25 protein-coding genes are annotated in these 26,344 nt (G+C 51.8%); 20 read left to right on the plus strand and 5 right to left on the minus strand.

Translation table 11 applies throughout. The features are described from left to right. The first annotated feature begins 73 nt into the window (after nucleotides 1-73). The 6 genes from ACFSDB_RS14130 to recO are packed head-to-tail and all read left to right on the plus strand — an operon-like array spanning nucleotide 74 to nucleotide 5,167. A complete protein-coding gene (locus tag ACFSDB_RS14130) occupies nucleotides 74-2,188 on the plus strand; it encodes an HD family phosphohydrolase (protein WP_204890438.1) in 2,115 nt (704 codons plus the stop codon). Nucleotides 2,189-2,203: 15 nt separating this feature from the next. Then, entirely contained in the window at nucleotides 2,204-2,686 is a 483-nt protein-coding gene (ybeY, locus tag ACFSDB_RS14135) for an rRNA maturation RNase YbeY (RefSeq protein WP_204890439.1), read from the plus strand. Further along, nucleotides 2,673-3,026: a diacylglycerol kinase family protein gene (locus tag ACFSDB_RS14140; protein ID WP_204890440.1), complete on the plus strand. Its 354-nt coding sequence runs from the start codon at nucleotides 2,673-2,675 to the stop codon at nucleotides 3,024-3,026. Before ybeY ends, ACFSDB_RS14140 begins: the two co-directional genes overlap by 14 nt. A 19-nt stretch (nucleotides 3,027-3,045) precedes the next feature. Further along, on the plus strand, nucleotides 3,046-3,456 hold the full coding sequence (locus tag ACFSDB_RS14145) for a cytidine deaminase (protein ID WP_204890441.1): 411 nt from the start codon (nucleotides 3,046-3,048) through the stop codon (nucleotides 3,454-3,456). After that, nucleotides 3,440-4,357 carry a GTPase Era gene (era, locus tag ACFSDB_RS14150; RefSeq protein WP_204890442.1) on the plus strand — a complete coding sequence of 306 codons (918 nt, stop codon included), beginning with the start codon at nucleotides 3,440-3,442 and terminating at the stop codon, nucleotides 4,355-4,357. The genes ACFSDB_RS14145 and era overlap by 17 nt, the downstream gene beginning before the upstream one ends. Before the next feature lie 12 nt (nucleotides 4,358-4,369). Next, on the plus strand, nucleotides 4,370-5,167 hold the full coding sequence (gene recO / locus ACFSDB_RS14155) for a DNA repair protein RecO (protein ID WP_204890443.1): 798 nt from the start codon (nucleotides 4,370-4,372) through the stop codon (nucleotides 5,165-5,167). Nucleotides 5,168-5,390: 223 nt separating this feature from the next. On the opposite strand, the gene ACFSDB_RS14160 is transcribed toward recO, so the two are convergent. Then, nucleotides 5,391-6,767, minus strand: a complete 1,377-nt coding sequence (locus tag ACFSDB_RS14160; protein WP_204890444.1) for a glycine--tRNA ligase — start codon at nucleotides 6,765-6,767, stop codon at nucleotides 5,391-5,393. Between the two features lie 313 nt (nucleotides 6,768-7,080). Between ACFSDB_RS14160 and ACFSDB_RS14165 the strand changes: the two genes are divergently transcribed. The 8 genes from ACFSDB_RS14165 (at nucleotide 7,081) to ACFSDB_RS14200 (ending at nucleotide 15,523) form a co-directional block, all read left to right on the plus strand. Then, nucleotides 7,081-7,719 (plus strand): helix-turn-helix transcriptional regulator, encoded by a 639-nt coding sequence (locus ACFSDB_RS14165; RefSeq protein ID WP_204890445.1) that lies wholly within the window; start codon nucleotides 7,081-7,083, stop codon nucleotides 7,717-7,719. A gap of 10 nt (nucleotides 7,720-7,729) precedes the next feature. Next, nucleotides 7,730-8,533 carry a pyruvate, water dikinase regulatory protein gene (locus tag ACFSDB_RS14170; protein ID WP_204890446.1) on the plus strand — a complete coding sequence of 268 codons (804 nt, stop codon included), beginning with the start codon at nucleotides 7,730-7,732 and terminating at the stop codon, nucleotides 8,531-8,533. A gap of 214 nt (nucleotides 8,534-8,747) precedes the next feature. Beyond that, nucleotides 8,748-10,562 (plus strand): DNA primase, encoded by a 1,815-nt coding sequence (dnaG, locus tag ACFSDB_RS14175; RefSeq protein ID WP_204890447.1) that lies wholly within the window; start codon nucleotides 8,748-8,750, stop codon nucleotides 10,560-10,562. A 33-nt stretch (nucleotides 10,563-10,595) separates the two neighbouring features. After that, nucleotides 10,596-11,750, plus strand: coding sequence for an RNA polymerase sigma factor RpoD (gene rpoD, locus ACFSDB_RS14180; protein WP_204890448.1), 1,155 nt, complete (start codon nucleotides 10,596-10,598; stop codon nucleotides 11,748-11,750). A gap of 196 nt (nucleotides 11,751-11,946) precedes the next feature. Then, nucleotides 11,947-13,086, plus strand: a complete 1,140-nt coding sequence (locus ACFSDB_RS14185) for an acyl-CoA dehydrogenase family protein (protein ID WP_204890449.1) — start codon at nucleotides 11,947-11,949, stop codon at nucleotides 13,084-13,086. A gap of 129 nt (nucleotides 13,087-13,215) precedes the next feature. Continuing rightward, a complete protein-coding gene (gene cccA / locus ACFSDB_RS14190) occupies nucleotides 13,216-13,611 on the plus strand; it encodes a cytochrome c550 (protein WP_204890450.1) in 396 nt (131 codons plus the stop codon). Nucleotides 13,612-13,713: 102 nt separating this feature from the next. Beyond that, entirely contained in the window at nucleotides 13,714-14,427 is a 714-nt protein-coding gene (locus tag ACFSDB_RS14195) for a tRNA (adenine(22)-N(1))-methyltransferase (protein WP_204890451.1), read from the plus strand. Then, the gene (locus ACFSDB_RS14200) at nucleotides 14,414-15,523 is read left to right on the plus strand and encodes a Nif3-like dinuclear metal center hexameric protein (protein ID WP_204890685.1); all 1,110 of its coding nucleotides are present in this window, start codon (nucleotides 14,414-14,416) and stop codon (nucleotides 15,521-15,523) included. Before ACFSDB_RS14195 ends, ACFSDB_RS14200 begins: the two co-directional genes overlap by 14 nt. A gap of 382 nt (nucleotides 15,524-15,905) precedes the next feature. Here the strand turns inward: ACFSDB_RS14200 and ACFSDB_RS14205 are convergent, their stop codons facing one another. Then, nucleotides 15,906-16,886 (minus strand): 4-hydroxy-3-methylbut-2-enyl diphosphate reductase, encoded by a 981-nt coding sequence (locus ACFSDB_RS14205; protein WP_204890452.1) that lies wholly within the window; start codon nucleotides 16,884-16,886, stop codon nucleotides 15,906-15,908. 125 nt (nucleotides 16,887-17,011) lie between these two features. On the opposite strand from ACFSDB_RS14205, the gene ACFSDB_RS14210 reads away from it, so the two are divergent. The 5 genes from ACFSDB_RS14210 to ACFSDB_RS14230 all read left to right on the plus strand — a co-directional run bounded on the left by ACFSDB_RS14210 (nucleotide 17,012) and on the right by ACFSDB_RS14230 (nucleotide 21,775). Further along, nucleotides 17,012-18,307, plus strand: a complete 1,296-nt coding sequence (locus ACFSDB_RS14210; protein WP_204890453.1) for a DEAD/DEAH box helicase — start codon at nucleotides 17,012-17,014, stop codon at nucleotides 18,305-18,307. 12 nt (nucleotides 18,308-18,319) lie between these two features. Then, on the plus strand, nucleotides 18,320-19,216 hold the full coding sequence (locus ACFSDB_RS14215) for a deoxyribonuclease IV (RefSeq protein WP_204890454.1): 897 nt from the start codon (nucleotides 18,320-18,322) through the stop codon (nucleotides 19,214-19,216). Between the two features lie 530 nt (nucleotides 19,217-19,746). After that, entirely contained in the window at nucleotides 19,747-20,511 is a 765-nt protein-coding gene (locus tag ACFSDB_RS14220) for a metal ABC transporter ATP-binding protein (RefSeq protein WP_204890455.1), read from the plus strand. Between the two features lie 2 nt (nucleotides 20,512-20,513). Continuing rightward, entirely contained in the window at nucleotides 20,514-21,368 is an 855-nt protein-coding gene (locus ACFSDB_RS14225) for a metal ABC transporter permease (protein ID WP_204890456.1), read from the plus strand. After that, entirely contained in the window at nucleotides 21,365-21,775 is a 411-nt protein-coding gene (locus ACFSDB_RS14230) for a Fur family transcriptional regulator (RefSeq protein WP_204890457.1), read from the plus strand. The genes ACFSDB_RS14225 and ACFSDB_RS14230 overlap by 4 nt, the downstream gene beginning before the upstream one ends. Nucleotides 21,776-22,012: 237 nt before the next feature. Here the strand turns inward: ACFSDB_RS14230 and ACFSDB_RS14235 are convergent, their stop codons facing one another. The 3 genes from ACFSDB_RS14235 to ACFSDB_RS14245 all read right to left on the minus strand — a co-directional run bounded on the left by ACFSDB_RS14235 (nucleotide 22,013) and on the right by ACFSDB_RS14245 (nucleotide 24,361). Beyond that, a complete protein-coding gene (locus tag ACFSDB_RS14235; RefSeq protein WP_204890458.1) occupies nucleotides 22,013-22,603 on the minus strand; it encodes a hypothetical protein in 591 nt (196 codons plus the stop codon). Between the two features lie 12 nt (nucleotides 22,604-22,615). After that, entirely contained in the window at nucleotides 22,616-23,743 is a 1,128-nt protein-coding gene (gene ispG / locus ACFSDB_RS14240; protein ID WP_204890459.1) for a flavodoxin-dependent (E)-4-hydroxy-3-methylbut-2-enyl-diphosphate synthase, read from the minus strand. 135 nt (nucleotides 23,744-23,878) lie between these two features. Continuing rightward, on the minus strand, nucleotides 23,879-24,361 hold the full coding sequence (locus ACFSDB_RS14245; RefSeq protein ID WP_377340402.1) for a DUF1189 family protein: 483 nt from the start codon (nucleotides 24,359-24,361) through the stop codon (nucleotides 23,879-23,881). A 204-nt stretch (nucleotides 24,362-24,565) separates the two neighbouring features. On the opposite strand from ACFSDB_RS14245, the gene ACFSDB_RS14250 reads away from it, so the two are divergent. Beyond that, the gene (locus ACFSDB_RS14250; RefSeq protein ID WP_204890686.1) at nucleotides 24,566-26,197 is read left to right on the plus strand and encodes a Na/Pi cotransporter family protein; all 1,632 of its coding nucleotides are present in this window, start codon (nucleotides 24,566-24,568) and stop codon (nucleotides 26,195-26,197) included. Nucleotides 26,198-26,344 lie beyond the last annotated feature (147 nt).

Consider the following 26,344-nt stretch of genomic DNA (forward strand, 5'->3'; position numbering starts at 1 on the left):
AATAAATTGAAATTGTCCGTGATAACCCCTTCTTTAATTGTTATGATTAAAGTACTAAAGGTGGGGTGTTTCTATGCAGACGTGGATTCAGAAAATTTGCCGCAAAGCCGGCTACCGATGGACAGCGGCGGCAATCATCTTGTTGATCGGCATCGCCATGTACAGTTTTCTATTCGGAGCTGTGCGGAGCGACCATTACGACTTGGAGCTTTTCCAGCTTTCGGATGAAACGGTGCGTTCCGCCAAAACGGTAGTGGATCCGGTCAAAACCGAGCAGGAGCGCCAGCGGGTCGCAACGGACTTGGAACCGAGCTATCAATTCAATGACGGCATCGCGGACAACCAGAGCGCGGTCATGGACTCGCTGTTCGGCTATGTCAGCGAAGCGCCGGATGAAATCGGAGGAAAAGAACCGACCCTCCCGCAGATGATTGAAAAGCTCAAGGAAAACCTGCGGCTCATGGAAACCAGCGAAAACGGGCTGCGGCTGACGGACGATATGCTGCGCGAACTGCTTCGCCTGAGCGAGAAGGAACTCGAATCGCTGCAGCAGAACCTGAAATCCATAGTTTCTTCAAGGCTCGAGCAGCCAATCCGGGCGGAAGAAGTGGCGGCTGCCAGAAGTGCAGTCGAACAGGACATCCGGGAAAATGAACGAATTCCGGCTGCCGTTCTACAAGCCGCCATCACGATTGGACGTTTTGCGGTCATCCCGACGGAAACCGTCAATGCGGAGCTGACGTCAATGCAGGTTGAACAGGCCAAAGCGAGCGTGGAGCCGACACGGATCCTCCAGGGCCAGGTGCTGGTCCAGGAAGGCCAAGTAGTGGACCGGGAAATCTACCGGCAGCTGGAGCTTGTCGGCATGACCGAAGAACAGGCCGATTACAAGCCGGCATTCGGCCTTGCGTTGTTTGTGCTGGCCAGTACGGGTCTCCTGTGGATGGTGCTGGAGCGCCGCGGGGCCTCGCAGATGGAGAAAGTCACATCGCTGCTCGTCCTGCTCGCTGTGCTCCTGATTACGCTCGCCTTGATGAAACTGCTCGCAGCTGTCAGCGATAATTTTGATGTCGTTATCGCATTTCTGTTTCCGACGGCGCTCGCAGGCATGCTGCTCCGGCTGTTGCTGAACGAACGCCTCGCGGTCTATGTCACGTTCCTGCTCGGCGCAATCGGCGGCATGATGCTGCAGGAAGGCAGCGCGGTGACGCTGCAAATGGAGATTGCGCTGTATATCGTGTTCGGCGGACTGGCCGGCGTTTACCTGATCGAAAGGGACGCCCGCCGTGCCCGCCTGTTGCAGACAAGCCTCGCTGTCGGCGGCGTCAATGCGCTGTTCATCGGTTTTTACCTGCTTATCGGCCAAAGCCAATACGACTTGACGGAGATCGGCTTTTATTTTGCGGCCGCAATCGTTTCCGGCATCTTATCGGGTGCCATGGCCATCGGCTTGCTGCCGTTTTTCGAATCGGCATTCGGACTCCTGTCGACGATGAAGCTGATTGAATTGTCGAATCCCAACCATCCGCTGATCAAGAAAATCCTGACGGAAACGCCTGGGACTTATCATCACAGCGTCATGGTGGCGAACCTGGCGGACGCATCGTGCGAAGCGATCGGTGCAAACGGCTTGCTCGCCCGCGTCGGCTGCTATTACCACGATGTCGGCAAAACCGTGCGGCCGCAATTTTTCATTGAAAACCAGGTGAACATGAAAAATCCGCATGATTCGCTGCCGCCGGAAACGAGCCGGGATATCATCCTGGCGCATGGTTCAGACGGCGCGGCGATTCTCAAAAAGCATAAGCTGCCGAGGGAAATCGTCGATATCGCAGCGCAGCACCACGGCACAAGCTTGCTGAAATTCTTCTACCACAAGGCGAAAGAAGCAGATCCGGAGATTCCGGAAGCCGATTTCCGCTATAGCGGACCGAAACCGCAGACCAAGGAAATCGCAGTCATTACGATAGCAGACAGCATCGAAGCTGCGGTACGGTCGATGAAAGAGCCAACTTCAGAAAAAATAAAAAAATTGGTCGATGCGATCGTAGAAGATAAACTGAAAGATGGACAATTTGATGAATGTGATCTTACAATGAAGGAATTGAAAACCGTCAAGCACATCATGTGCGAAACGCTGAACGGCATTTTCCATTCGCGGATCGAGTATCCAAAAGAGACGAAATAGAAGGAGTGGACAGCGATGATTTCAATTGACTTGCTGGATGAAACAGCTACGTTGGCTGATAAGGATTTGGAATTTGTGGAGAAGATCCTGCAGCATGCTGCTGCGGCAGAAGCGGTCGGGGAGGCGGAAGTGTCAGTGACATTCGTGACAAACGAAGCCATCCAGGACATCAACAAGGAATACCGCGGCAAGGACGCGCCGACGGATGTGATTTCATTTGCCATGGAGGAGCCGGGGGAAGGCGAACCGGAAATCATCGGTTCTTCCGAGCCGCGCATGCTGGGCGATATCATCATTTCGCTCGACCGGACAAAGGAACAGGCGGCAGATTACGGGCATTCCTTCGAACGGGAGCTCGGATTCCTGGCTGTGCACGGGTTCTTGCATCTGCTAGGCTATGACCACATGACCGAAGAAGACGAGAAAAAGATGTTTTCAAAGCAGGAAGAAATCCTGTCATCACTCGGCATCACACGTGGCGAGCATGGGGCTGAATAGGTTCTTCCGGTCATTTGTCTATGCTGCCCAAGGCATCGTGTCGGCTGTGAAGCGCGAGCAGAACATCCGCTTCCATCTGCTCGCGGGCATCACCGTCTTCACGGCCGGTTTTTTCACCGGCCTGTCCTACACGGAATGGCTCGTTGTTATCGGCCTAGTCGGCGGCATGATTGCGCTCGAACTCGTCAATTCCGCGATTGAACGGGTGGTCGATCTGGCTTCGCCGGACATCCATCCGCTTGCAAAAGAAGCGAAAGACATTGCGGCAGGTGCGGTTTTGGTATTTGCCGCGGCTAGTGCTATAATTGGTTTACTAATCTTTCTACCAAAATGGTTTTAACTTACAGAGGTGATTCGGAATGGAAAAAGAACAATTGATCAACGAAGCAAAAGCAGCAAGAGAACGGGCATACGTGCCGTATTCGAATTTCCAGGTCGGCGCTGCGCTCCTTACAGCAGACGGCAAAGTCTACGGAGGCTGCAACATTGAGAACGCCGGCTACTCCATGACCAACTGCGCTGAGCGCACAGCCATGTTCAAGGCGGTTTCAGAAGGCGACAAATCCTTCGCGGCACTGGCTGTCGTGGCAGACACCAAAGGCCCGGTTTCCCCGTGCGGCGCTTGCCGCCAGGTGTTAGCCGAATTCTGTTCGCCGGATATGCCGGTCTATTTGACAAATCTAAACGGCGACGTCCAGGAAACGACAGTCAGCGAACTGTTGCCTGGGGCGTTTTCAACGGAGGATCTTGATTATGCAGCAAGAAAATAAAGGCTTCAAGTCAGGCTTCATTTCCATCATCGGCCGACCGAACGTCGGCAAATCGACGTTCCTTAACCGCGTCGTGGGGCAGAAGATCGCCATCATGAGCGACAAACCGCAGACGACGCGCAATAAAGTCCAGGGCGTCGTTACCACAAATGACAGCCAGATGGTCTTCATCGACACGCCAGGCATCAACGAACCGCGCCACAAGCTCGGAGACTTTATGCTGCGGGTGGCGAAAAACACGTTCCGGGAGGTCGACGTATTGCTGTTTGTCGCGGCTGCGAATGAACGCATCGGCAAGCAGGACCGTTTCGTGCTCGATATGCTCCGCGGCATCGATGTACCGGTTTTCCTGGTCCTCAACAAAATCGACCAGGTGCACCCGGACGAACTGCCGAAGATCATCGAGTCGTATAAGAAGGAATTCGACTTCGCCGAAGCTGTGCCGATTTCGGCCATCCAGGGCAATAATGTCGACAACCTGCTGGCGAAAATCGCCGAGCGTTTGCCGGAAGGGCCGCAGTATTACCCGGCCGACCAAGTGACGGACCATCCGGAGCGCTTTATCATCTCGGAACTGATCCGGGAGAAAGCCCTTCATCTTACGCGTGAGGAAATCCCGCATTCGATTGCCGTCGTGATCGAGAAGATCGCGCCGGACAGCGAGCACGAAGACATGATCCGCGTCCAGGCGACGATCATGGTCGAACGCGACTCCCAAAAGGGCATCGTCATCGGCAAAAAGGGCGTCCTCTTGAAGGAGATCGGCTCACGCGCCCGCAAGGACATCGAGAACCTGCTCGGTTCACGCGTGTACCTGGAATTGTGGGTCAAAGTACAGAAAGACTGGCGCAACAAAGCGATGCATCTTCGCGACTTCGGTTTCAGAGACGACGAATACTAAGGAGTCGGTGTCATGCTGAATCAAATAGAAGGTATTGTGATCCGCGCCCGTCCATACGGCGAGAACAATAAAATCGTCACGCTGTTCACGCGCGACGCCGGCAAGATCACTTGCATGGCGCGCGGCGCGAAAAAACCGTCGAGCCGCTTGGCCGCGGTGACGCAGCCGTTCACCCATGGCAGCTTTTCGGTCTTCAAAGGGAAAGGCATGGGCACGCTGCAGGGAGGCGACCAGCTCGAATCGCTCCGGCATATCCGGGAAGACATCATGAAAACCGCTTATGCCAGCTATATCGTCGAGTTGATCGACCGGCTGACGGAACAGGACGAGCCGCAGCCGTCCGTATACGACATGCTCTACCAGGCGCTCCATGCCATCGAAGAAGGCTACGACCCGGAAGCGATTTCGCTGTTTGTCGAATGGAAGATGCTGCCGCACGCTGGCTTGACGCCGACGCTCCACGAATGCGCCAATTGCGGTGCAACGGAAGGCGAGTTCGCTTTTTCGTTCCAGGAACTCGGCTTCCTGTGCCACCGCTGCTTCCATATCGACCGCTACATCATCCGCCTAAGTCCGTCGCTCGTGAAATTGGTCCGCACACTGTATTTTGTGCCGATCGACCGGGTCGGCTCGGTGAAGCTGAAAAAAGAGTCGAAATCGCTGTTGAAAGGGATCGTCCGCACGATCTACGAAGAGCAGGCGGGAATCCGGCTGAAATCGAGGAGCTTTCTCGAGCAGCTCGACCGCACGCCGGAATTTTTGCCGAAAAAAGAAGAAGTGCAAGACCCGCAAGAGGACGAATTGTCCTGAGCGGGTCTTTTTTATTGCCAGTATTTTCATTTACTTCTCTTTCGGAGTGGAATACTTTCTGTCCGAGGTGAAATACTTTCTTTTTGCCGTAGAAGGCTGCCTTGTCGGCGGAAAACCTGTCCACGACCATTATAATACTGTGCGGACCCAACAAAGCCGCACAAAACAAGCAAGTTCAATAAAAAGCCCGGAGCATCATGTAGATGCTCCGGGCTAGAAAAAATTAAAATTGGATACGTTCTGCGATATAAGACTGCACGTCGGCAATCGGCATGCGCACTTGTTCCATCGAGTCGCGGTGGCGGACAGTTACTTGGCCGTCTTCCACGGAGTCGAAGTCGTATGTGATGCAGAACGGCGTACCGATTTCGTCCTGGCGGCGGTAGCGTTTACCGATCGATTGGGACTCATCGTAATCCACCATGAAATGCTTGGCAAGGCCGGCGAAAACTTCCGTCGCGCCTTCTGCCAACTTTTTCGATAACGGAAGGACGGCCGCTTTATACGGCGCCAGTGCCGGGTGGAATTTCAAGACGGTGCGTTTGTCGTCGTTTTCCAGCTCTTCTTCATTGTAAGCGTCGACCAGGAACGCAAGGGTCACGCGGTCAGCACCCAATGAAGGCTCGATGCAATACGGCACGTAGCGCTCGTTCGTGATCGGGTCGATGTAGTTGAAGTCTTCGCCGGAATGCTCCATATGGCGCTTCAAGTCAAAGTCGGTGCGGTCTGCGATGCCCCAAAGCTCGCCCCAGCCGAATGGGAATTTGTATTCGATGTCGACTGTCGCGTTGGAGTAATGGGACAATTCGTCTGCATCGTGTTCACGCAAGCGCATATTGTCTTCTGACATGTTCAGGTCAAGCAGCCAGTTTTTGCAGAAATCGCGCCAGTAGGCGTACCATTCCAAATCTTCGCCCGGCTTGCAGAAGAATTCAAGTTCCATCTGTTCGAATTCACGCGTGCGGAACGTAAAGTTCCCCGGCGTGATTTCATTGCGGAAGCTTTTGCCGATCTGGGCGATGCCGAACGGCATTTTCTTGCGCATCGAACGCTGAACGTTTTTATAGTTGACGAAAATCCCTTGCGCCGTTTCCGGGCGCAGGTAGATTTCATTGGTAGAAGCTTCGGTCACGCCCTGGAAAGTCTTGAACATCAAGTTGAACTGGCGGATTTCCGTATAGTCCTGCTTGCCGCATACCGGGCATTTGATTTCGTGTTCCTGGATCAATTCCGCCATCCGCTCGAATGACAATCCGTCGACGACCATCTCGATGCCTTTTGCATCCAGTGCGTCTTCGATCAATTTGTCGGCGCGGTGGCGCGTCTTGCAGCTCTTGCAGTCGATCATCGGGTCGTTGAAGTTGCCGACATGTCCAGAAGCGACCCACGTTTTCGGGTTCATCAGGATCGCAGCGTCCAATCCGACATTATGTACGGATTCCTGGACGAATTTCTTCCACCAGGCTTTTTTGATATTGTTTTTCAATTCGACGCCGAGCGGGCCGTAATCCCATGTATTGGCCAGGCCGCCGTAGATCTCCGAGCCCGGAAATACGAAACCTCTGTGTTTTGCTAACGATACTACATCTTCCATTGACATATAAAAACCTCCATTAAAATAAAAAATCGTACCCGTCCCGGACATAAAGTCCGAGGACGAGTACGTTATGACCCGCGGTTCCACCCCGATTGGCTGCAGCAGCAGCCCTCTTGAAAAAATCCAGCTCCAGAGTGCCTTTTCCTGTTTGGTTGCGGGCTTCCACCATCCCCGCTCGCTGAATGCAACAGTACTTTTTTCTCTTTCATTGCCGGCTATTAAATTCTATAGTATTGTAACATGGCATTCTTTTCTTCGCAATATGCCGCCAATTAGTATATAATAATTAACATTGAGTATAACATATTTTGAGGCGGTGAGTCCGATCGAACTCAATAAGAGACAAGAAGAGATATTGCGCATCGTGAAAGGCAATGGCCCGATTACCGGCGAACAGATCGCCGACCGGCTGCATTTGACGCGTGCGACGCTAAGACCTGATTTGGCCATACTGACGATGGCAGGCTTTTTGGATGCCCGTCCGCGTGTGGGCTATTTTTATTCTGGCAAAAAACCGGGGCACGACATTACCGACACGATGAACAACATGAAAGTAAAGGACTTCCAGTCGATTCCGGTGGTCGTGCGCGAAGACGTCAGCGTCTACGATGCGATCAGCCAGATGTTCCTCGACGATGTCGGCACATTGTTCGTCGTTGACAAAGAGTCGTTCCTGACGGGTGTGCTGTCGCGCAAGGACTTGCTCCGGACCAGCCTCGGCAGCCAGAACCTGAGCGCCATCCCTGTACATATCATCATGACCCGGATGCCGAATATTACGTTTTGCATGAAGAATGATTCGCTGATCCAAGCCGCACACCGGTTGATCAACCAGCAGATTGATGCGCTGCCGGTCGTGGATGAGCAGCCGGGAGGCTATAAAGTAGTAGGCCGCCTGACGAAGACCAACATCACACGGGCATTTTTGTCTTTGTCGGAAAGCCATGAATTGTGAGGTGCAGAAAATGAAACAACTCCGTTTGTTCATCGTCTCCGATTCAGTCGGAGAAACTGGGGAGCTCGTCGCCAAAGCGGCAGTCAGCCAGTTCTTATACGCGGACCAGAATGCGGTCATGAAACGGTTCCCCTATATTGACACAGTCGACCATTTGCAGGACATTATCAAAATGGCCGCTGAACAGAAAGCATTCATCGTCTTTACCCTCGTGTCCAAGGAATTGCGGACATACCTGATTTCAGAAACCGCGAAATACAACGTGCGGGCGGTCGATTTGATGGGCCCATTGATGGATGCGCTCGAGAAGGAGTTCGACTCAGTGCCGCTCCAGGAAGCAGGGCTCGTCCGTAAGCTCGATGACGACTACTTCAAGAAGGTGGAAGCGATCGAATTTGCGGTGAAGTACGACGACGGGCGCGACCCGCGCGGCATCCTGATGGCCGATATCGTCCTCGTCGGCATTTCCCGGACGTCCAAGACGCCGCTGTCCCAATACCTGGCGCACAAGCGGCTGAAAGTGGCGAACGTGCCGCTGGTGCCGGAAGTGGATCCGCCGGAAGAGCTGTACCAAGTCGATCCTGCCAAATGCTTCGGTCTGGTCATCTCTCCTGAGAAGCTGAACCACATCCGCAAAGAACGGCTGATCGCGCTCGGCTTGAACGACGACGCGAATTATGCCCAGATTAACCGCATCCATGAGGAAATCACCCATTTCCGCAAAGTGGTGGACCGCATCGGCTGCGAAGTGCTGGATGTGACCAATCGGGCAGTGGAAGAAACCGCCAACTTGATCATGAATAAAATCAAATAAACACCAAAAAAATAGCAGAAGCGTTGAAACCACCTGAAAAGGCGGTTTTTCTGTTTTAAATGTGGATTATTTCAACAAAACGTTTTATAATGAAGAATTGTGGATAAAAGTATAACGAGACCAATGTTTTGAATGCCATCTTTTTTAAAAAGATGAAGGAATTCACCCCATAATCTCGAATTAAGTATGTTAAGCGAAAAAAGATGGTGATGAGATGTCAACCCGAGTTCCTGAAGAAGTCATCGAGCAAATCCGCACTTCAGCGGATATTGTCGATGTTGTCGGTGAATATGTCCAATTAACAAAACGCGGACGCAACTGGTTCGGGCTGTGCCCGTTCCACGGCGAAAGCACGCCATCCTTTTCCGTGACTTCCGATAAGCAGATTTTCCATTGCTTCGGCTGTGGCGCAGGCGGTAACGTCATCACTTTTCTGATGGATATCGAAAACCTTTCCTTCCAGGAAGCGCTGTCGAAACTTGGCAGCCGGGCCGGAATCGAAGTGGACGTCAATGTTCCGTCCGAGTCCAGCCAGGCGCTGTCGAAAGCGGACAGCCAATTGGTCGCCATGCACGAATTTGCAGCAGAGATGTACCACCATATTCTGCTGAACACAGAAGAAGGCCAGGCGGCGCTGGATTATCTCGAGAACCGCGGGTTCACCCGCGAACTGATCGAAAAATACCGCATCGGCTGGTCGCTGCCTGAATGGAATTACATGGCGACAGCGCTGCAGCGGAAAGGCTACAGCGAAGCGGAGCTGGTCGAAAGCGGACTGGCGATCGAGCGCGAGCAGGGGAATGGCTTTTTCGACCGTTTTCGCGGTAGAATAATGTACCCGATCATGAATGAAAGCGGCAAGACCATTGCCTTTTCGGGCCGCATCCTGGAGAACACGAAACAGGAAGCGAAATACATGAACAGCCCTGAATCGCCGATATTCCAGAAAAGCCAAGTGCTCTACAACGTCCACCAAGCACGGAATACTATCCGGAAAAACCGGAAAATCATTTTGTTCGAAGGATTTATGGACGTCATTGCGGCATCGAAGGCCGGCGTGGAAAACGCCCTGGCAACCATGGGGACATCGCTGACCTCACAGCACATCCGGGCCATGAAGCGCTTTGCGCAAGAAGTGGTCGTCTGCTTTGACGGGGATGACGCCGGATGGGAAGCGGCCAAAAAAGCCGCGATTGCATTGAATGAAGAAAATTTCAAAGTTGAAGTTGCCGTCCTGCCTGGAAAAATGGATCCAGATGATTTTGTCAGAGAGAACGGCGGCGAGGCTTTTAGAGAGCAGATCATCGGCAAGCCGCACGCTTTTATCGCGTTTGCCATGATGCATGCCCGGAGGCATAAGAACTTCCAGTATGAAAACGATCTGCTGCAATATATCCAGGAAGTGCTTCAATTGCTGGCAGGCCGGTCTTCGCCGATCGAGCGGGACCTGTATATCAAGCAATTATCGAAAGAAACCGGATTGTCGGAAGAAGCGATTCTTCAGCAATACCGGAAGCTGGAAAACAAATCGATCGAACGCAGCCGCCCGCAGCACCCGGCAGAAGAAGCGCCGTCTGCAAGGCCGCCAAAGCGCGAGCCGAAGCGGACCTCTTCACTGAACCGGGCGGAGCGCCTATTGTTCGCCCATGCGCTGGCTGAACCGCGGGTCATGGACAAATTGGCGAATGCCGCAGACGGCATGCCGTTTGTCAGTGAAGAATACAAAGCGCTGTATGTCCAGCTGCTCGGTTTTTATGAAGAATGGGACAAAGCGGATTTCCATAAATTCCTGGAAACGCTCCAAGACCCTGAACTCCGCAAATTGGTGATGGAAACAGCGCTGGCCGAACGGGATCCCGACCACGGGGAAGAAGAAATCGAGGATTGCCTCAAGCATCTCGACAAACACCGCATCGAGCAGCAGATCCATCTGAAGATCCAGCAGTCGAAGGAAGCGGAAAAGCAGCACGACATGAAACGCGCGCTGCTGCTGGCGCAGGAAGCGATTGCCTTGCGGAAATCATTGTAAGTCAATTCCGGTTTTTTTAAAGGAGGAAGTTGTATGGCTGAGAAATCAGAACACCAAAACGAAGTTGAAGCAAGCAATGTTTCATTGAGCACGGAAGGCCCTGAAATGACAGTAGAAGAGGCAAAAAAACAACTGATTGAAGTGGGCAAGAAAACCGGAGAACTTAATTATGAGCAGATCGCCGATAAATTAGCCGTTTTTGAAATGGAATCCGACGCTGTCGAAGAATTCATCGATCAGCTGGAAGGCCACGGCATCGAGCTGGAGCGGAAATCCGATGACGAAGAGCATTTGGACCGCCTCATGAAACCGACCGAAGAGAAATTCGATTTGAACGACTTGAGCGTGCCTCCGGGCGTCAAGATCAATGACCCGGTGCGGATGTACTTGAAAGAAATCGGCCGCGTTGACCTTTTAAAAGCGGAAGAAGAAGTCCGTCTGGCTAAATTGATCGAACAAGGCGACGAAGAAGCGAAAAAGCGCTTGGCAGAAGCCAACCTGCGCCTCGTCGTTTCGATCGCGAAACGCTATGTCGGCCGCGGCATGCTGTTCCTGGATTTGATCCAGGAAGGGAACATGGGCTTGATCAAAGCGGTCGAGAAATTCGATTACTCAAAAGGCTTTAAATTCAGTACGTATGCCACTTGGTGGATTCGTCAGGCCATCACCCGTGCGATTGCTGACCAGGCGCGGACCATCCGCATCCCGGTGCATATGGTCGAAACGATCAACAAATTGATCCGCGTCCAGCGCCAATTGCTTCAGGACTTGGGCCGCGAGCCGTCCCCTGAAGAAATTGGGGAAGAAATGGACCTGCTTCCGGAAAAAGTGCGTGAAATCCTGAAGATTGCACAGGAGCCGGTATCGCTTGAAACGCCGATCGGCGAAGAAGACGATTCGCATCTTGGCGATTTCATCGAAGATTCGGACGCGCAGTCTCCATCTGACCACGCCGCCTACGAATTGCTGAAAGAGCAATTGGAAGACGTGCTCGATACGTTGACAGACCGCGAAGAAAACGTGCTTCGCCTGCGGTTCGGCCTTGATGATGGACGCACACGCACACTTGAAGAGGTGGGCAAGGTGTTCGGCGTGACCCGCGAACGGATCCGCCAAATCGAAGCAAAAGCACTCCGCAAGCTTCGCCACCCATCGCGCAGCAAACGCTTGAAAGATTTCCTGGAATAAATAGCTGTTTCCTTCCCCCGGAAGGAGCAGCTTTTTTTATTGGCAAAAACGCTCTGCCTTTCCACCTGTTCGCTGCCGGAAGGCGAAGTTCCGAAAGCTTTTTTCGCTGATTGCCGGTTAATGGTTGAGTTTGTCTAAATTTTTCCTATATAATGAATAATGAAAGCGTATACACAACAAAGGGGATGTAGGACAAATGAATTTCGATTTGACGCAAGAACAACAGATGATCAAAAAGACGATCAAGGAATTCGCAGATAAGGCCGTTGCACCAGGGGCAATTGAACGCGATAAGACGAAGGAGTTCCCGAAAGAGATCTTCAAACAGCTATCCGACATGGGGATGATGGGATTGCCGTTTGGGGAAGAGTACGGCGGAGCAGGAGCGGACACGGTCAGTTTCGCGATTGTAACAGAAGAATTGAGCCGCGCATGCGCTTCGACGGGCATCACGTATTCCGCGCATATTTCACTCGGAGGCGCGCCGCTGAACTTGTTCGGCACAGAAGAGCAAAAACAGAAATACCTGACGCCGATCTGCACAGGCGAATCGTTCGGCGCGTTCGGCTTGACGGAACCGAATGCCGGATCGGATGCAGGCGGCACGGAAACCCGGGCCATCGAAGACGGTGATGACTGGGTCATCAATGGATCGAAAGTCTATATCACAAATGCCAGCCATGCGAAGCATTTGGCGATCACAGCAATCACAGGAATGAAAGATGGCAAAAAGGAAATCAGCGCCATCATCGTTCCGACGGATGCAGAAGGCTTCACGATCATCGACAACTACGAGAAAATGGGCTTGAATGCGTCCAACACGACGGAGCTGGTCCTTGAAAACGTACGTGTGCCGAAAGGGAACCTGCTCGGCAAGCGCGGAGAAGGCTTTAAGCAATTCATGGTGACGTTGGACGGCGGGCGCATCGGCATCGCGGCGATGGCGGTCGGAATCGCACAAGCGGCATTCAACAAAGCCTTGAACTACTCGAAAGAACGCAAGCAGTTCGGAAAAACATTATCCGAATTCCAAGTGACGCAGTTCAAACTGGCGCAGATGGCGCTGAAAATTGAATTGGCGCGCAATATGGTCTACAAAGCGGCTTGGCTGAAAGACGAGGGGCGTCCGTTCACGAAAGAGGCCTCCATGGCAAAACTATTCGCATCGGAAATGGCGATGGAAGTGGCGGACGAAGCCATCCAGATCCACGGAGGCTACGGATATATGAAGGAATACGAAGTCGAGCGCTATATGCGCGACGCCAAACTTCTTGAAATCGGAGAAGGAACTTCCGAAGTCCAGCACATGGTCATCGCCCGCGCAATTGGATGTTAAATTGCTGATTTTGTCACAATCTGCTAAAAGTTATCCGATATCGCTTTTCGTTTTGCAAATAATACAGTACAATAATGAATGATACGATTACTATCATTAATGCAGAACTTGAAGAGGGAGGGGTAACGGATGCAAAAAAATGCAATTGTACCTTATATCTTAATCATGGCGTTCGGTATTGGTCTAATTTTCTTCTTATCATTAGAAGGAGCAGGCAACCAAGAGGAAATCGCTGAAGAACACGCAGCAGGAGAAGAAGGCGCAAACGGCGGTGAAGAAGCACCAGCTGAAGACGGCGAAGATGCCGGCAGCGAATTCGATCCGGAAGCTGTTGCACAAGCACAATGTATTTCTTGCCACGGTTCAAGCTATGAAGGCGGCGTAGGTCCATCTCTAGTAGCGACAGAACTTGACCAGGCAGGAATCGAAGAGATCATTGCTAACGGTAAAGGCGCAATGCCAGGCGGGCTAGTTGAAGAAGAAAACATCCCGGCTATGGCTGAGTGGATTTTAACACTCGAATAGGATGAAAACCCTTAGTTCTTTGAGCTAAGGGTTTTTCTATACGTGTTTGGGGAAATGAAGGACAGAACGGTGTCCCAGTGTTTTTCAAGTCAGGAGGATTTTATGAACGCTCAACAATTATCACATCGGCTCGAACGGGTGGCCCATTTTGTTCCAAAGCATGCCGTCGTGGCAGATATCGGCAGCGACCACGCCTATTTGCCGTGCTACCTGGTCGGCAATGGCCTTGCAGACCGGGCAATTGCCGGTGAAGTGGTCAAAGGCCCGTATGAATCGGCCAAAAAACAAGTGCAGCAAGAAGGGTTGGAAGACCGGATCACAGTCCGGCTGGCAAGCGGCCTTCTTGCAATCGAACCGGCTGACGGCGTTACGGCAGTAGTTATCGCCGGCATGGGCGGTCCGCTGATTGCATCGATCCTCGAAGGGGACAAAAACAGGCTCGAAGGCGTCCAGCGCCTTATTCTGCAGCCGAACGTCCATGCGCGGGCAATCCGGGAATGGGCGGCGGCGAATGGATGGGCCATTGCTGAAGAAGAAATCATCGAAGAGAACCGGAAGATTTACGAAATCGTGGTGCTGGAGCCGGCTGAAAAAGAGATCCGGTTCACGGAAGCTGAGCTGATCCTCGGGCCGAAACTGATGGCAGAACGCACGGATGTCTTCTGCACAAAATGGCAGCGGGAAGCTGCCCAATGGAAGAACATCATTGCATCGATGGAATCCACAGAACAAACGATGGAAATTGTCGAAAAGAAACATGAACTTGTACGGAAAATAAAACTGGTTGAAGAGGTGCTGCATGGTGAAAATTCCTAACGGACAGCAAATCATCGAAGAGCTTGAGAAATGGTCGCCGAAATATCTGGCGATGGAAGGCGATCCGGTCGGCCTGCATGTCGGGACACTCAATAAACGCGTAGAGCGGGTCCTCGTGACGCTTGATGTCAATGAAGCTGTCGCGGATGAAGCGATTGAACGGGGAGCGGGGCTGATCATCGCCCACCATCCGCCGATCTACCGGCCGCTCGGCAACCTGCAGACCGATTTTCCGCAGGGGCGCTTGATGGAAAAACTGATCAAAAATGATATAGCAGTATATGCTGCGCACACCAATCTGGATGTCGCTTGGGGCGGTGTTAATGACATGCTGGCGGAAGCGCTCGGCTTGTCCGATACCAGCGTGCTTGTGACGACCTACGAAGCGGAACTGGTGAAGATTGCCGTGTTCGTGCCCGAAAGCCACGAAGAAGCTGTACGGGAAGCACTCGGCAAAGCCGGTGCAGGCGCAATCGGCGATTACGAGTTCTGCAGCTATACCTTGTCCGGCACCGGACGCTTCCGTCCGACGAAAGATGCAAATCCGTATATCGGGGAAGCGGGCAAGATGGAAAAGACCGAGGAATCGAAAATCGAAGTGGTCATCCGCAAAACCGAAAAAGACCGCGCCATCAAGGCGATGATTGCGGCCCACCCATATGAGGAAGCGGCCTATGACGTCTTTACGCTTGAAAACAAGGAATTGCCAATGGGCCTTGGCCGCGTCGGCCGATTAGACGAGGAAATGACACTCGGCGAATTCACCGCTCTTGTCAAAGAGCGGCTCGGCGTTCCGGCAGCGCGCGTTGTCGGCGATCTGTCCAAACCCGTCAAAAAAGTGGCGGTGCTCGGCGGCGACGGCAATAAATACATCAACGCGGCCAAACGCTCGGGCGCTGACGTCTACGTGACCGGGGACCTTTATTTCCACGTCGCACAAGACGCACAGGCAATGGGCCTGTCAGTTGTCGATCCCGGCCATCATGTTGAGAAAATCATGATCCAAGGCGTTGTCGACTGGATGAAGAAAAACAGCAAACTTGCTTGCGAATTCCTGCCTTCCGAAGTGAATACCGAACCTTTCCGGTTCGAATGAAAAATGGCGCTGTCCGGCGAACGGGCGGCGTCTTCTTTTGACTATGAGTGCAAAAGGTTATATACGGAATACACAATGCTGAACTACTATAACAAAGCTGTAAAAGAGACTTTATTAGTGTTAATGAGCTAAACTAGCGCGGGCGCGTTAAAGGGCTAGGCAATAAACTGGACCAAAGGTAGTTTGGGCCATTTTATTTGCGACGAAGCTAGCGCAGCGATGCAGGAGCAGAAGGTTTTTCGCTAGGAGACGGGTGTTTTTTTCCGGCTCTTTGCGAGGGCCATGCCCAAAGCGCTCAAGCGGCTTAAAGATGATCATTATTTAATCTATTTAGATTAATGGCATAAAAAAACACGCCGGAGGTTCCGGCGTGCCTGAAAAGTTATTCTCCGACCGGATACGGCTCTATGCGTTCCGAGGGTTTCGGGTGTTTGATTTTTGGCAAGATCTTGTTGAGCGGCACGCTGCGCGCCAAATCATGTGTGGACGGGTCTTCCGGATCGTATTTGTCCAAAAACGCCATCACTTCTTTGACGATCGGCGTCGGCGTCGAGGCGCCGGCTGTGATGGCGACCGTTTCGATGCCGTTCAGCCACTCGAGGTTCAGTTCCGACAAATCGGAGATGCGGTATGCCGGTGTGCCGGCGATGTCCTGCGATACTTGTGCCAGGCGGTTCGAGTTGTTGCTCATCGGATCGCCGATGACGATCAAGAGGTCTGCGTCGACGGCTTGTGTTGCGACCGCTTCCTGGCGCACTTGGGTAGCCAGGCAGATTTCCTTGTGGACTTCCGATTGCGGGAACTTCTCTTTGAGTCGTTCCATCAACTCGACAACGTCCCACTGGCTCATTGTCGTCTGGTTGGTGACGATGATCTTATCGGAATCGAGCTCCAGGCTCTCTACGTCTTCAACCGTTTCGACAAGGTGGACCAGGTCAGGAGCGACGCCGATAGCGCCTTCGGGTTCGGGATGGCCGTTTTTGCCGATGTAGATGATGTGGTAGCCTTCAGCGGTCTTTTCACGGATCAGGTCATGAGTGACGGTGACGTCCGGGCACGTGGCATCGATCGATACCAGGCCTTTGCGCTTCGCGAGTTCACGCACTTGCGGCGATACGCCGTGTGCAGTGAAAATGACGGTTCCGGTTTCGACCTTCTCCAAAATTTCCAGGCGGTTTTTGCCGTCCAGCGTGATGATGCCATCCTGTTCGAATGCATCGGTCACGTGTTTATTGTGGACAATCATCCCTAATATATAAATCGGCCGAGGCAGTGTCTCGTCCATTGCTGCATTTTTCGCGATCACCATTGCATCCACGACTCCGTAGCAATAGCCTCTTGGCGATATTTTCATTACTTTCATAACCGCACTCCTTTCAAAATCATAACTTCATTATAACGGAGACGCCGCGGCATTACAAAAGTTGCAATACGGAAAAAGCGAATTCGTGCTATAATGTCAAGAGCATAAGGAGGGGATTCAATCCCATGACAAAATTTAAAGACTATGACTTGAAGCCGTTTATACTTGAAGCGGTAGAAAAATTAGGGTTCCAAGAACCGACACCGATCCAAAAAGAAATCATGCCCCATATATTGAAAGGCTCGAGCGCGATCGGACAGTCCCATACAGGTACCGGGAAAACGCACAGTTTTATCATCCCGATCGCAGAACGCATCGACACAAGCCGCCAGGAAGTGCAGGCGGTCATTTGTGCACCGACACGTGAGCTGGGTACGCAGATCTACGCTGAAATGATGAAACTCGTCGAAGGATCAGATATCGAAGTGAAAAGCTTTATCGGCGGAACCGACAAAAAGCGGTCAATCAACAAACTCAAGACCCAGCCGCATATCGTCATCGGTACGCCTGGACGGTTGAAAGACCTGGTCAACGAAAATGCGCTATTGGTCCACACCGGGAAGATCCTGGTCGTCGACGAAGCGGATCTGGCGTTCGACCTCGGCTTTATCGAAGAGATCGACCAAGTGGCCGGCAAGATGCGGGATGACCTGGAGATGTATGTATTCTCCGCGACCATTCCGGAAAAATTGAAGCCGTTCCTGAAAAAATACATGGAATCGCCGGTGCATATCAATATCGGGGACAAGAAACCGACTGCAGAAGGATTGGACTTCTACCTGGTGCCGTCGCGCAGCAAGCGCAAAGTCGAGCGCCTGAAGGAAATCATGGAAATCATCAATCCGTATCTCTGCATCATCTTCGTCAACACCAAGACCAATGCCGACTACGTCGCCGGAGAACTTGGCAAAGCCGGCATCCGTGTCGGCCGCGTCCACGGCGATCTGGCGCCGCGCGAGCGCGTCAAGATGATGAAACAGATCCGCGACCTGGAATACCAGTATATCGTTGCAACAGACTTGGCAGCGCGCGGCATTGACATCCAAGGCGTCAGCCACGTTATCAACTATGAATTGCCGGAAGACCTGGAATTCTTCATTCACCGCGTTGGCCGTACAGCTCGTGCAGGCATGAAGGGCCTAGCCATCACGATCTTCAATCCGGAAGAGGAAGATGCCATTGTCCGCGTCGAGAAAATGGGCATTCCATTCCAGCAGAAAGATATCGTCAAAGGCGAATTTGTCGACCTGAAGAGCCGCCACAGCCGGAAGACGCGTGTCAGAGTACAAAATGAAGCGGATGCAAAAGCGAAGACGATGGTCCATAAGCCGAAAGCCGTGAAACCGGGCTATAAAAAGAAAATGAAATGGCAAATGGATGAAATCAAGAAAATCGAACGGCGCAAAAACCGTAAAAAGTAAGGAGTTTTTAAAATGCTATTAGGTTCCCACGTATCGATGGGCGGCAAGAAAATGCTGATCGGTGCAAGCGAAGAAGCCCTCTCATACGGGGCCACAACGTTCATGATCTATACCGGTGCGCCGCAGAACACGCGCCGTAAGCCGATAGAGGAGTTGAACATCGAGGCAGGGCAGGCGCATATGGCAGCGAACAATCTGTCGAATATTGTCGTCCATGCCCCGTATATCATCAATATCGCCAACAGCCTGAAGCCGGACACATTCGCACATGGCGTCGAATTCCTGCAAAAGGAAATCGAGCGCACTGCAGCGCTTGGTGCCAAACAGATCGTCCTTCATCCCGGTGCCCATGTCGGCGGCGGAGTGGAAGTGGGGACGGCGAAGATCATCGAAGGCCTCAACGAAGTGCTGTCCCAGGACTATCCGGTGAACATCGCGCTTGAGACGATGGCCGGAAAAGGTACGGAAATTGGCCGCAGTTTCGAGGAGATCGCCGCGATCATCAACGGCGTCACCCATAACGAACGCTTGTCGGTGTGCTTCGACACGTGCCACACGCATGATGCCGGATATGACATCAAGCATGATTTCAACGGCGTGCTCGAAGAATTCGACCGCGTCGTCGGCAAGGACCGGCTGCAGGTCCTCCACATCAACGACAGCAAGAACGTCCGCGGAGCGGGCAAGGACCGCCACGAAAACATCGGATTCGGTGAAATCGGCTTTGAAGCACTGAACGGCATCGTCCACCATCCGGACTTGATGCATGTGCCGAAAATCCTGGAAACCCCGTATGTCGGGGCGGATGCCAAAAATAAAAAAGCGCCTTACGCATTTGAAATCGAAATGTTCAAAAACGGCATCTTCACGCCGGGCGTCATAGAAGACATGAAAACCCCTCTTGCTTAAGAGGGGTTTTTTAAGTTGTTAAGAAGGATAAAGATTAAATTTTTTTGTAATGGTAAGCCGGAATTCCGCAAAACAGCTGCGCTTACCAAAACCTGTGCTCCTGCGACGAAGCACGTAGTGCTGCAACGTTTTTTCATGTTTCGAAGCTAGCGAAGCGATGCAGAAACAGTACGGTTTTCTCCACCGTTTTGCTTAATATCTAAGGAAAGTTTAATGAACGAGCTTGATGTTAACTATATTTCTCTTATAAAGAGCCTATTTAGCGCCGGCGCGTCCGAGGGCTGGGCGGAGCTATGAGACGAGTGCCTTTCTCGGCTCATGGCGGGAGCCATGCCCCAAGCGACCGAAGCGGCATATTAAGTTCATTGCTTTTATGAACTCGTTTTATAGAAAGTTTCTACACCATCAGAAAACCCCTCTTGCTTAAGAAGGTTTTTTGAGCTTTTATGGTTTACATTGACCGGCTGCTGTTCTATACTTTTCTAATGACCCAAATCGTAATCATTATGAATTAGAAAAGAGGCTGTGTTATGAACGCGCCATTGATCAATATCAAGGACATCAGTTTTGACTATGAACAGACAAAAGCGCTCGACCATATTTCCTTGAAAGTGGAGGAAGGCGACTTTTTGGCGATTCTCGGCCCGAACGGCTCAGGCAAATCGACGCTGCTGAAAATCATGCTCGGTTTGATCAAGCCGACGCGGGGAAGCATCGAGTTGTTCGGCCAGGACGCTAAGGATTTCAAGCATCGTGAATGGATCGGCTATGTCTCGCAAAAGTCGAATTCGTTCAATTCCGGTTTTCCGGCGACAGTGGAAGAGGTCGTCGCCGGCGGACTGGCGAAAAAATCGGGCTTGTTCCACCGTTTTCCGAAAGATTACAAAGAATCGGTCGGCGAAGCGCTGGAGGCGGTCGGCATGGAAAGCTTCCGCGACCGCAGCGTCAGTGAACTTTCCGGCGGGCAGCAGCAGCGGGTATTCATTGCCCGGGCGCTGGTCGCCAAACCGAAAGTGCTGATCCTCGACGAACCGACGGTCGGCATCGACCACCAGAACGTTCAATCGTTCTATGATATGCTGGCGTCGCTGAACCGGGAAAAAGGCATCACCCTTGTCCTTGTCACGCACGACGTCGATACGGTGACTGACAAGATCACCCATGTGGCATGCCTGAACCAGACCATCCACTTCCATGGCTATAAGAATCAGCTTGATTCCATGAGCGATGCGCAGCGGAAAGCCTGGTACGGCCATTCCGTCCGGAAAATCCATCATGCAGGGAGTGCCCACTGAACATGATTGATGCCATATTTTCTTATGAATTCCTCCAAAACGCATTTGCGTCGGGCTTGATCATCGGCGTCATCGCGCCGCTTCTCGGCGTGTTCATCGTCGTTCGCCGCCTGTCGCTGATTGCGGATGCACTGAGCCATGTAACGCTCGCCGGCATTGCAGGAAGCCTGTATTTGAGCCAGAGCGTGGCAGCCTTTGCTCTCTTGAACCCGCTGTTCCTCGGAATTGCGGCATCGGTCGGCGGATCGATTCTCATCGAGCGCCTGCGTTCGTTGTACAAGCATTACGAAGAGCTGGCCATCCCGATCATTTTGTCTGCCGGCATCGGCTTCGGCGCTATTTTCATTTCGCTTGCGGAAGGCTTTTCAAGCGACCTGTTCGGCTATTTGTTCGGCTCGGTCTCGGCAGTGAGCCGGGAGGACCTATACATCGTCCTGGCCATCGCTTTCGTGGTGCTGCTGTTCATCGGCCTGTTCTTCAAGGAGTTGTTCGTCCTGTCATTCGATGACGAGTATGCCAAAGCATCCGGCTTGCCGGCAAAATGGATCCATTTCCTCTTCATGATCGTCACAGCGCTCGTCATCGCCGGCTCGATGCGCATTGTCGGCATTCTCTTAGTTTCTTCGCTCATGACGATTCCGGTGGCGGCCGCCATGCGCCTTGCGAAAAGCTTCAAGCACACCATCTGGCTGTCGATTGCGTTCGGGGAGATTTCGGTCATCGCCGGCCTGGTCATGGCGTTCTATTTCAACTTGGCACCTGGCGGTACGATCGTTGTCACATCGGTCGGGCTGCTGCTGGCTGCCATCGGCTTTAAAAAAGTTTCGGTTTCTATGAAAAAGGGGGCGACCGCATGAACATCACGAAAGCATGGGACATCTTGAAGGAAAACGGCTATAAGGAAACCTCTAAACGCACGCAGATCTTGGAAATGTTCTCACAAGACGACCGCTACTTGACGGCGCGCGATTTGCTCGACGTCATGCAAAAAGATTACCCGAGCATGAGCTTCGATACCGTCTACCGCAACCTGGCGACATTCGTCTCGCTCGGCATCCTTGAAGAGACGGAATTGTCCGGCGAGCGCCATTTCCGTATGCAATGCGAAAGCGATCACCACCATCACCATTTCATCTGCATGGACTGTGGCAAGATCAAGGAAATTCCCGTTTGTCCGATGGAAATGGCAGGAGCCGCACTGCCTGCGTATGAAATTGCGAACCACAAGTTTGAAATCTACGGGAAATGCCCGGAGTGCAAATAAACGGAACGCAAGCAGAACTCCATCTGCTTGCGTTTTTTATTGTCGAAAAATGGGGAACGCAAATAAAACTTAAGGAACGCAAATAAGCCGGTCGCGAACGCAAATAAAATTGCAGAAGCGCAAACAAATTCATCTGAAAGCAAAAAACCAATCGTTTCCTTTAGAGGATGAAACCTCGCTTAACTGAATCCACAAAAAAAGCCATCCGCACAATATGTGCAGATGGCTTTCCTGGTTTTATTTGGAGCTTAAGCTCTTTTGGAGTGCAAATTCTTTTTCGACCCATCGCTCGGCTTCGAGCCAATTGGAGACGCGGACGACGTTCTTCGGAACCGGGTCACGGTTATAAGGAGTGTCAAACAGCAAAACCGGGATGTCGAGTTCTTCTGAAATCTCCACCGCGTTATCGTGTTTGTCCTCGAAAAAGAGGTGGACGTTGAAATGCTTCGCCGTCTCGATTTTCTTATGCGTGCCGATCAATTCAATGTGGTCGTAATGGATTGCGTGTTCCGCAAACCAATCGTGCGTGATATCTCGCACGTTCTCGCCGCGTGCGGAGATGTAGAAAAGTTCATATTGCTCTTTCCATTTGTCGAGTATCGCTTTTGCGTTTTCCGAAACAGGAGAGGCGGCGTAGATTTTCGCTTCCGCGCCTCTGAACCAGTCGTAGAATTCGCCTCTCGGCAAATGGGGAAGTGCCGCAGTCAGATCATATTCACGGATGTCATCAAGCGTTAATGTGCTGTTGAAAGCTTCGTTGATGTGCGGGATGAGCGACGTCGGCGAGGTCACCGTCCCGTCAATGTCAATGCCAAAACGGTATCTCATGTTGTCACAACCTTATACTTGTTGTTCAAGCGCTTCTTTTTCTGCTTTTTCTGCAGCTTGTTTGTCGAAGTATTCCTGGGCGATCTTGTCGATTTCGACTTTCAATTCCTCGACCATCGTCTCTTCCGGAACTTTGCGGACGGTCTTGCCTTTCATGAACAGGAGGCCTTCGCCGCGTGCACCAGCAATGCCGATATCGGCTTCGCGCGCTTCTCCCGGGCCGTTTACTGCACAACCGAGAACCGCGACTTTGATCGGCGCTTTGATGTGGGAGATGTATTCTTCCACTTCATTGGCGATTGTGATCAAGTCGATTTCGATGCGGCCGCAAGTCGGGCAGGAGATCAATGTCGCTGCGTTTGAAGACAAACCGAATACTTTTAAGAGTTCGCGTGCCACTTTCACTTCTTCTACCGGGTCTGCACTAAGCGAGATGCGGAGTGTGTTTCCGATGCCTTTAGAAAGCAGCGCGCCGAGGCCGGCAGCACTTTTTACGGTTCCGGAGAACAACGTGCCGGATTCGGTAATTCCTAAATGAAGCGGGTAATCAAAGGCTTTCGATGCTTTTTCGTAAGCTTCGATCGCCAGAGAGACGTCCGATGCTTTCATCGACACGATGATGTCGTGGAAATCCAGGTCTTCAAGAATTTTAATGTGGTGGAGGGCACTTTCGACCATGCCGTCAGCTGTTGGATAGCCGTATTTCTCGAGGATTTTGCGTTCCAGTGAACCGGCGTTGACGCCGATGCGGATCGGGATGCCTTTTGCTTTACACGCATTCACGACCGCTTCCACTTTTTCGCGGCGGCCGATGTTGCCCGGATTGATGCGGATTTTGTCGGCGCCTTGTTCGATGGCGATCAACGCCAATTTATAATCGAAATGGATGTCAACAACAAGCGGGATATTGATGCGTGACTTGATCTCGCCGATTGAATACGCTGCACGTTCATCCGGGCAAGCGACGCGGACGATCTGGCAGCCCGCTTCTTCCAAGCGCAAAATTTCAGCAACCGTCGCTTCCACATCGTGGGTTTTTGTTGTTGCCATGCTCTGAATGAATAATTCATTGCTTCCGCCAACCGTCAGGTCTCCGACTTTTACGGGGCGTGTTTTTGTACGGTGAATAACTTCACTCATTAAAAATCTCTCCTTTTAGGGATGACTGGAACCATTCGTCCAGCCCCACATTTCTGCAACTAGAAAGATGACTAGTTTATTCCATTGCCTATAGACATTTTAGCAGTCTGCCTCTACAAAATACAAGGAAGACGGCTAGGCCGGCTTCTTAGCAGGCGGCATTTTCGGGTAATAATTCGTGGCCAGGTGGAGATAAAGGAGCGTAAGCCCGCTTGAAGCGGCTGAAACCCATAAACCGGACACGAAAAAACTCGCCGCAAACGAGATTAATGTCGGAATTGTGACCGCGAGTGCCGTGGTCCGCCACAGGTGGCGGTATTCGCCTTTCTTGTTTTTCAGGCGCACCAGTGCCAATCCGGCGAGCGCAAACAAACTGATTTTCACGAAATGGTAAAGCGTCGTCGAGACGAAGAGGAAAATCAGGGCGAACGGATAAAGCAGCCACTCGATCTCTTCGACAAACTGGAGCAGCCCTTCGACGCCGCTCGCCGTTTCGCCAAGTCCCGCAGCCAAGCCGGCAAAGCTGACGATCGTCATCAGTGCAATCACCATGAACACGAACTGCATGATTTTTCCGATTCCCATAATACGGACGGCTGCCTGTTTTTTTGGTTCCATCAAACTTGCTTTCATTAATTGAAATAAATTCAAAGCCATCTTCCTTTCGTTCTATTAAAGAGTATCGTACCATGTGAAGGGCCCCAAAATATTCTGCTTTGTTACGGCATTGTAAATTTTCGATAAAGGTATTTACAAAGAAGTAGCGAACTCTTCATAATAGACAGGGTGTGAAATCACAAATATAGGAGTTGAATGAAAATCGTGGAGACGAACTGGCAAGAAATTCTCTTTTCCTTTCTAGGAGGTTTGGGGATATTCCTTTTTTCAATTAAGTATATGGGAGACGCCTTGCAGAAAGCTGCAGGCGACAAATTGCGTTCGATACTCGACCGCTTCACCACCAATCCATTCATGGGTGTGCTTGTCGGTATACTGGTGACGATCCTGATCCAATCGAGTTCAGGGACGACCGTTATCGTAGTCGGCCTAGTAAGCGCCGGATTCATGACATTGAGACAAGCGATCGGTGTCATCATGGGAGCGAACATCGGTACGACGGTTACGGCGTTCATCATCGGTTTGGACGTTGGCGCTTATGCATTGCCGATCATGGCAGTCGGTGCTTTCCTGATCTTCTTCTTTAGGAAAAACCAGATTCAAAACATAGGGCAAGTCATTTTCGGTTTCGGTGGATTGTTCTTCGGAATGGAAACGATGAGCGGCGCAATGAAGCCGCTGCGCGAGCTTCCGGCGTTCATCGATATGACAATCAGCCTGAGCGAGCAGCCGATCCTTGGCGTGTTGGCCGGTACAGTTTTCACATTCATCGTCCAAAGCTCGAGCGGGACGATTGCAATCTTGCAGGCATTGTATGACGAAGGCATCCTGAACCTGGATGCGTCATTGCCGGTCCTCTTCGGGGATAATATCGGAACGACCATCACAGCGGTGCTCGCAGCACTCGGAACGTCGATTGCTGCGCGCCGTGCTGCAGCGGTCCATGTCCTGTTCAATATCGTCGGGACGATCATTTTCATGATTCTGCTTGTGCCATTCACGGCTTATGTGGAATGGATTGCAGGGGTGCTGGCATTGGAAGCGAAAATGCAGATTGCATTCGCCCACGGTACATTCAACGTTGTTAATACATTGATCCAGTTCCCGTTGATCGGGGCTTGGGCATACCTCGTGACGAAAGTCATCCCGGGGGAAGAAGTGCTGATCGAATTCAAACCGAAACATTTGGATAACAGCTTTATTGAAGCTTCTCCATCGATAGCACTTGGACAGGCGAAAGAAGAAATCCTGCGTATGGGCAATTACGCCGTTCAGGGATTGGAAGAGTCTTATGCGTATCTTCTTTCGAAAAGCAAGAAGAATGCAGAGATGGGCTATCAGCTTGAAGACGCAATCAACAACCTCGACGGAAAGATTACGGATTACTTGATCCTGATCTCCGCCGAGTCGCTGTCTGCGACCGATTCAACGCGCCACACGGTATTGCTTGAAACGGTGCGCGACATCGAACGGATCGGCGATCACTTTGAAAACATCATCGAATTGGTAGACTACCAGGAAAACAACCGCGTCATCATTTCGGGCGACGCGCTGGAAGACTTGAAGGAAATGTTCACCTTGACGATTGCGACAGTCAAAAAATCCTTGGTCGCTTTGGATACTTCCGACCACGAATTGGCACGTGAAGTGGCCGAGCAGGAAGACTTGATCGACAAGATGGAACGCAAATTCCGCAAAAAGCACATTATGCGCTTGAACGAAGGGCAATGTTCGGCCCAGGCCGGCATCGTCTTCGTCGACATCATCAGCAACCTGGAACGGATCGGCGACCACTCCGTGAACATTGCAGAAGCGATTCTCGGCAACCGCGCTTAATAGCATTCAGCTAAACAAAGATTGGCAAAAAAACGAATCTGCCTCTGTGGGAACGGCTTTCAGCTGGTTCTCCAGCCGGCCGGTTCAAACCAATATTCAATAGGAAAGCACTCTGTCATCGCTTTACATTTTCCGGAATGTGGGGCA

The sequence above is a fragment of the Planococcus chinensis genome, assembly GCF_042681545.1.
In the GTDB taxonomy this organism is placed as follows: Bacteria; Bacillota; Bacilli; order Bacillales_A; family Planococcaceae; genus Planococcus; species Planococcus chinensis.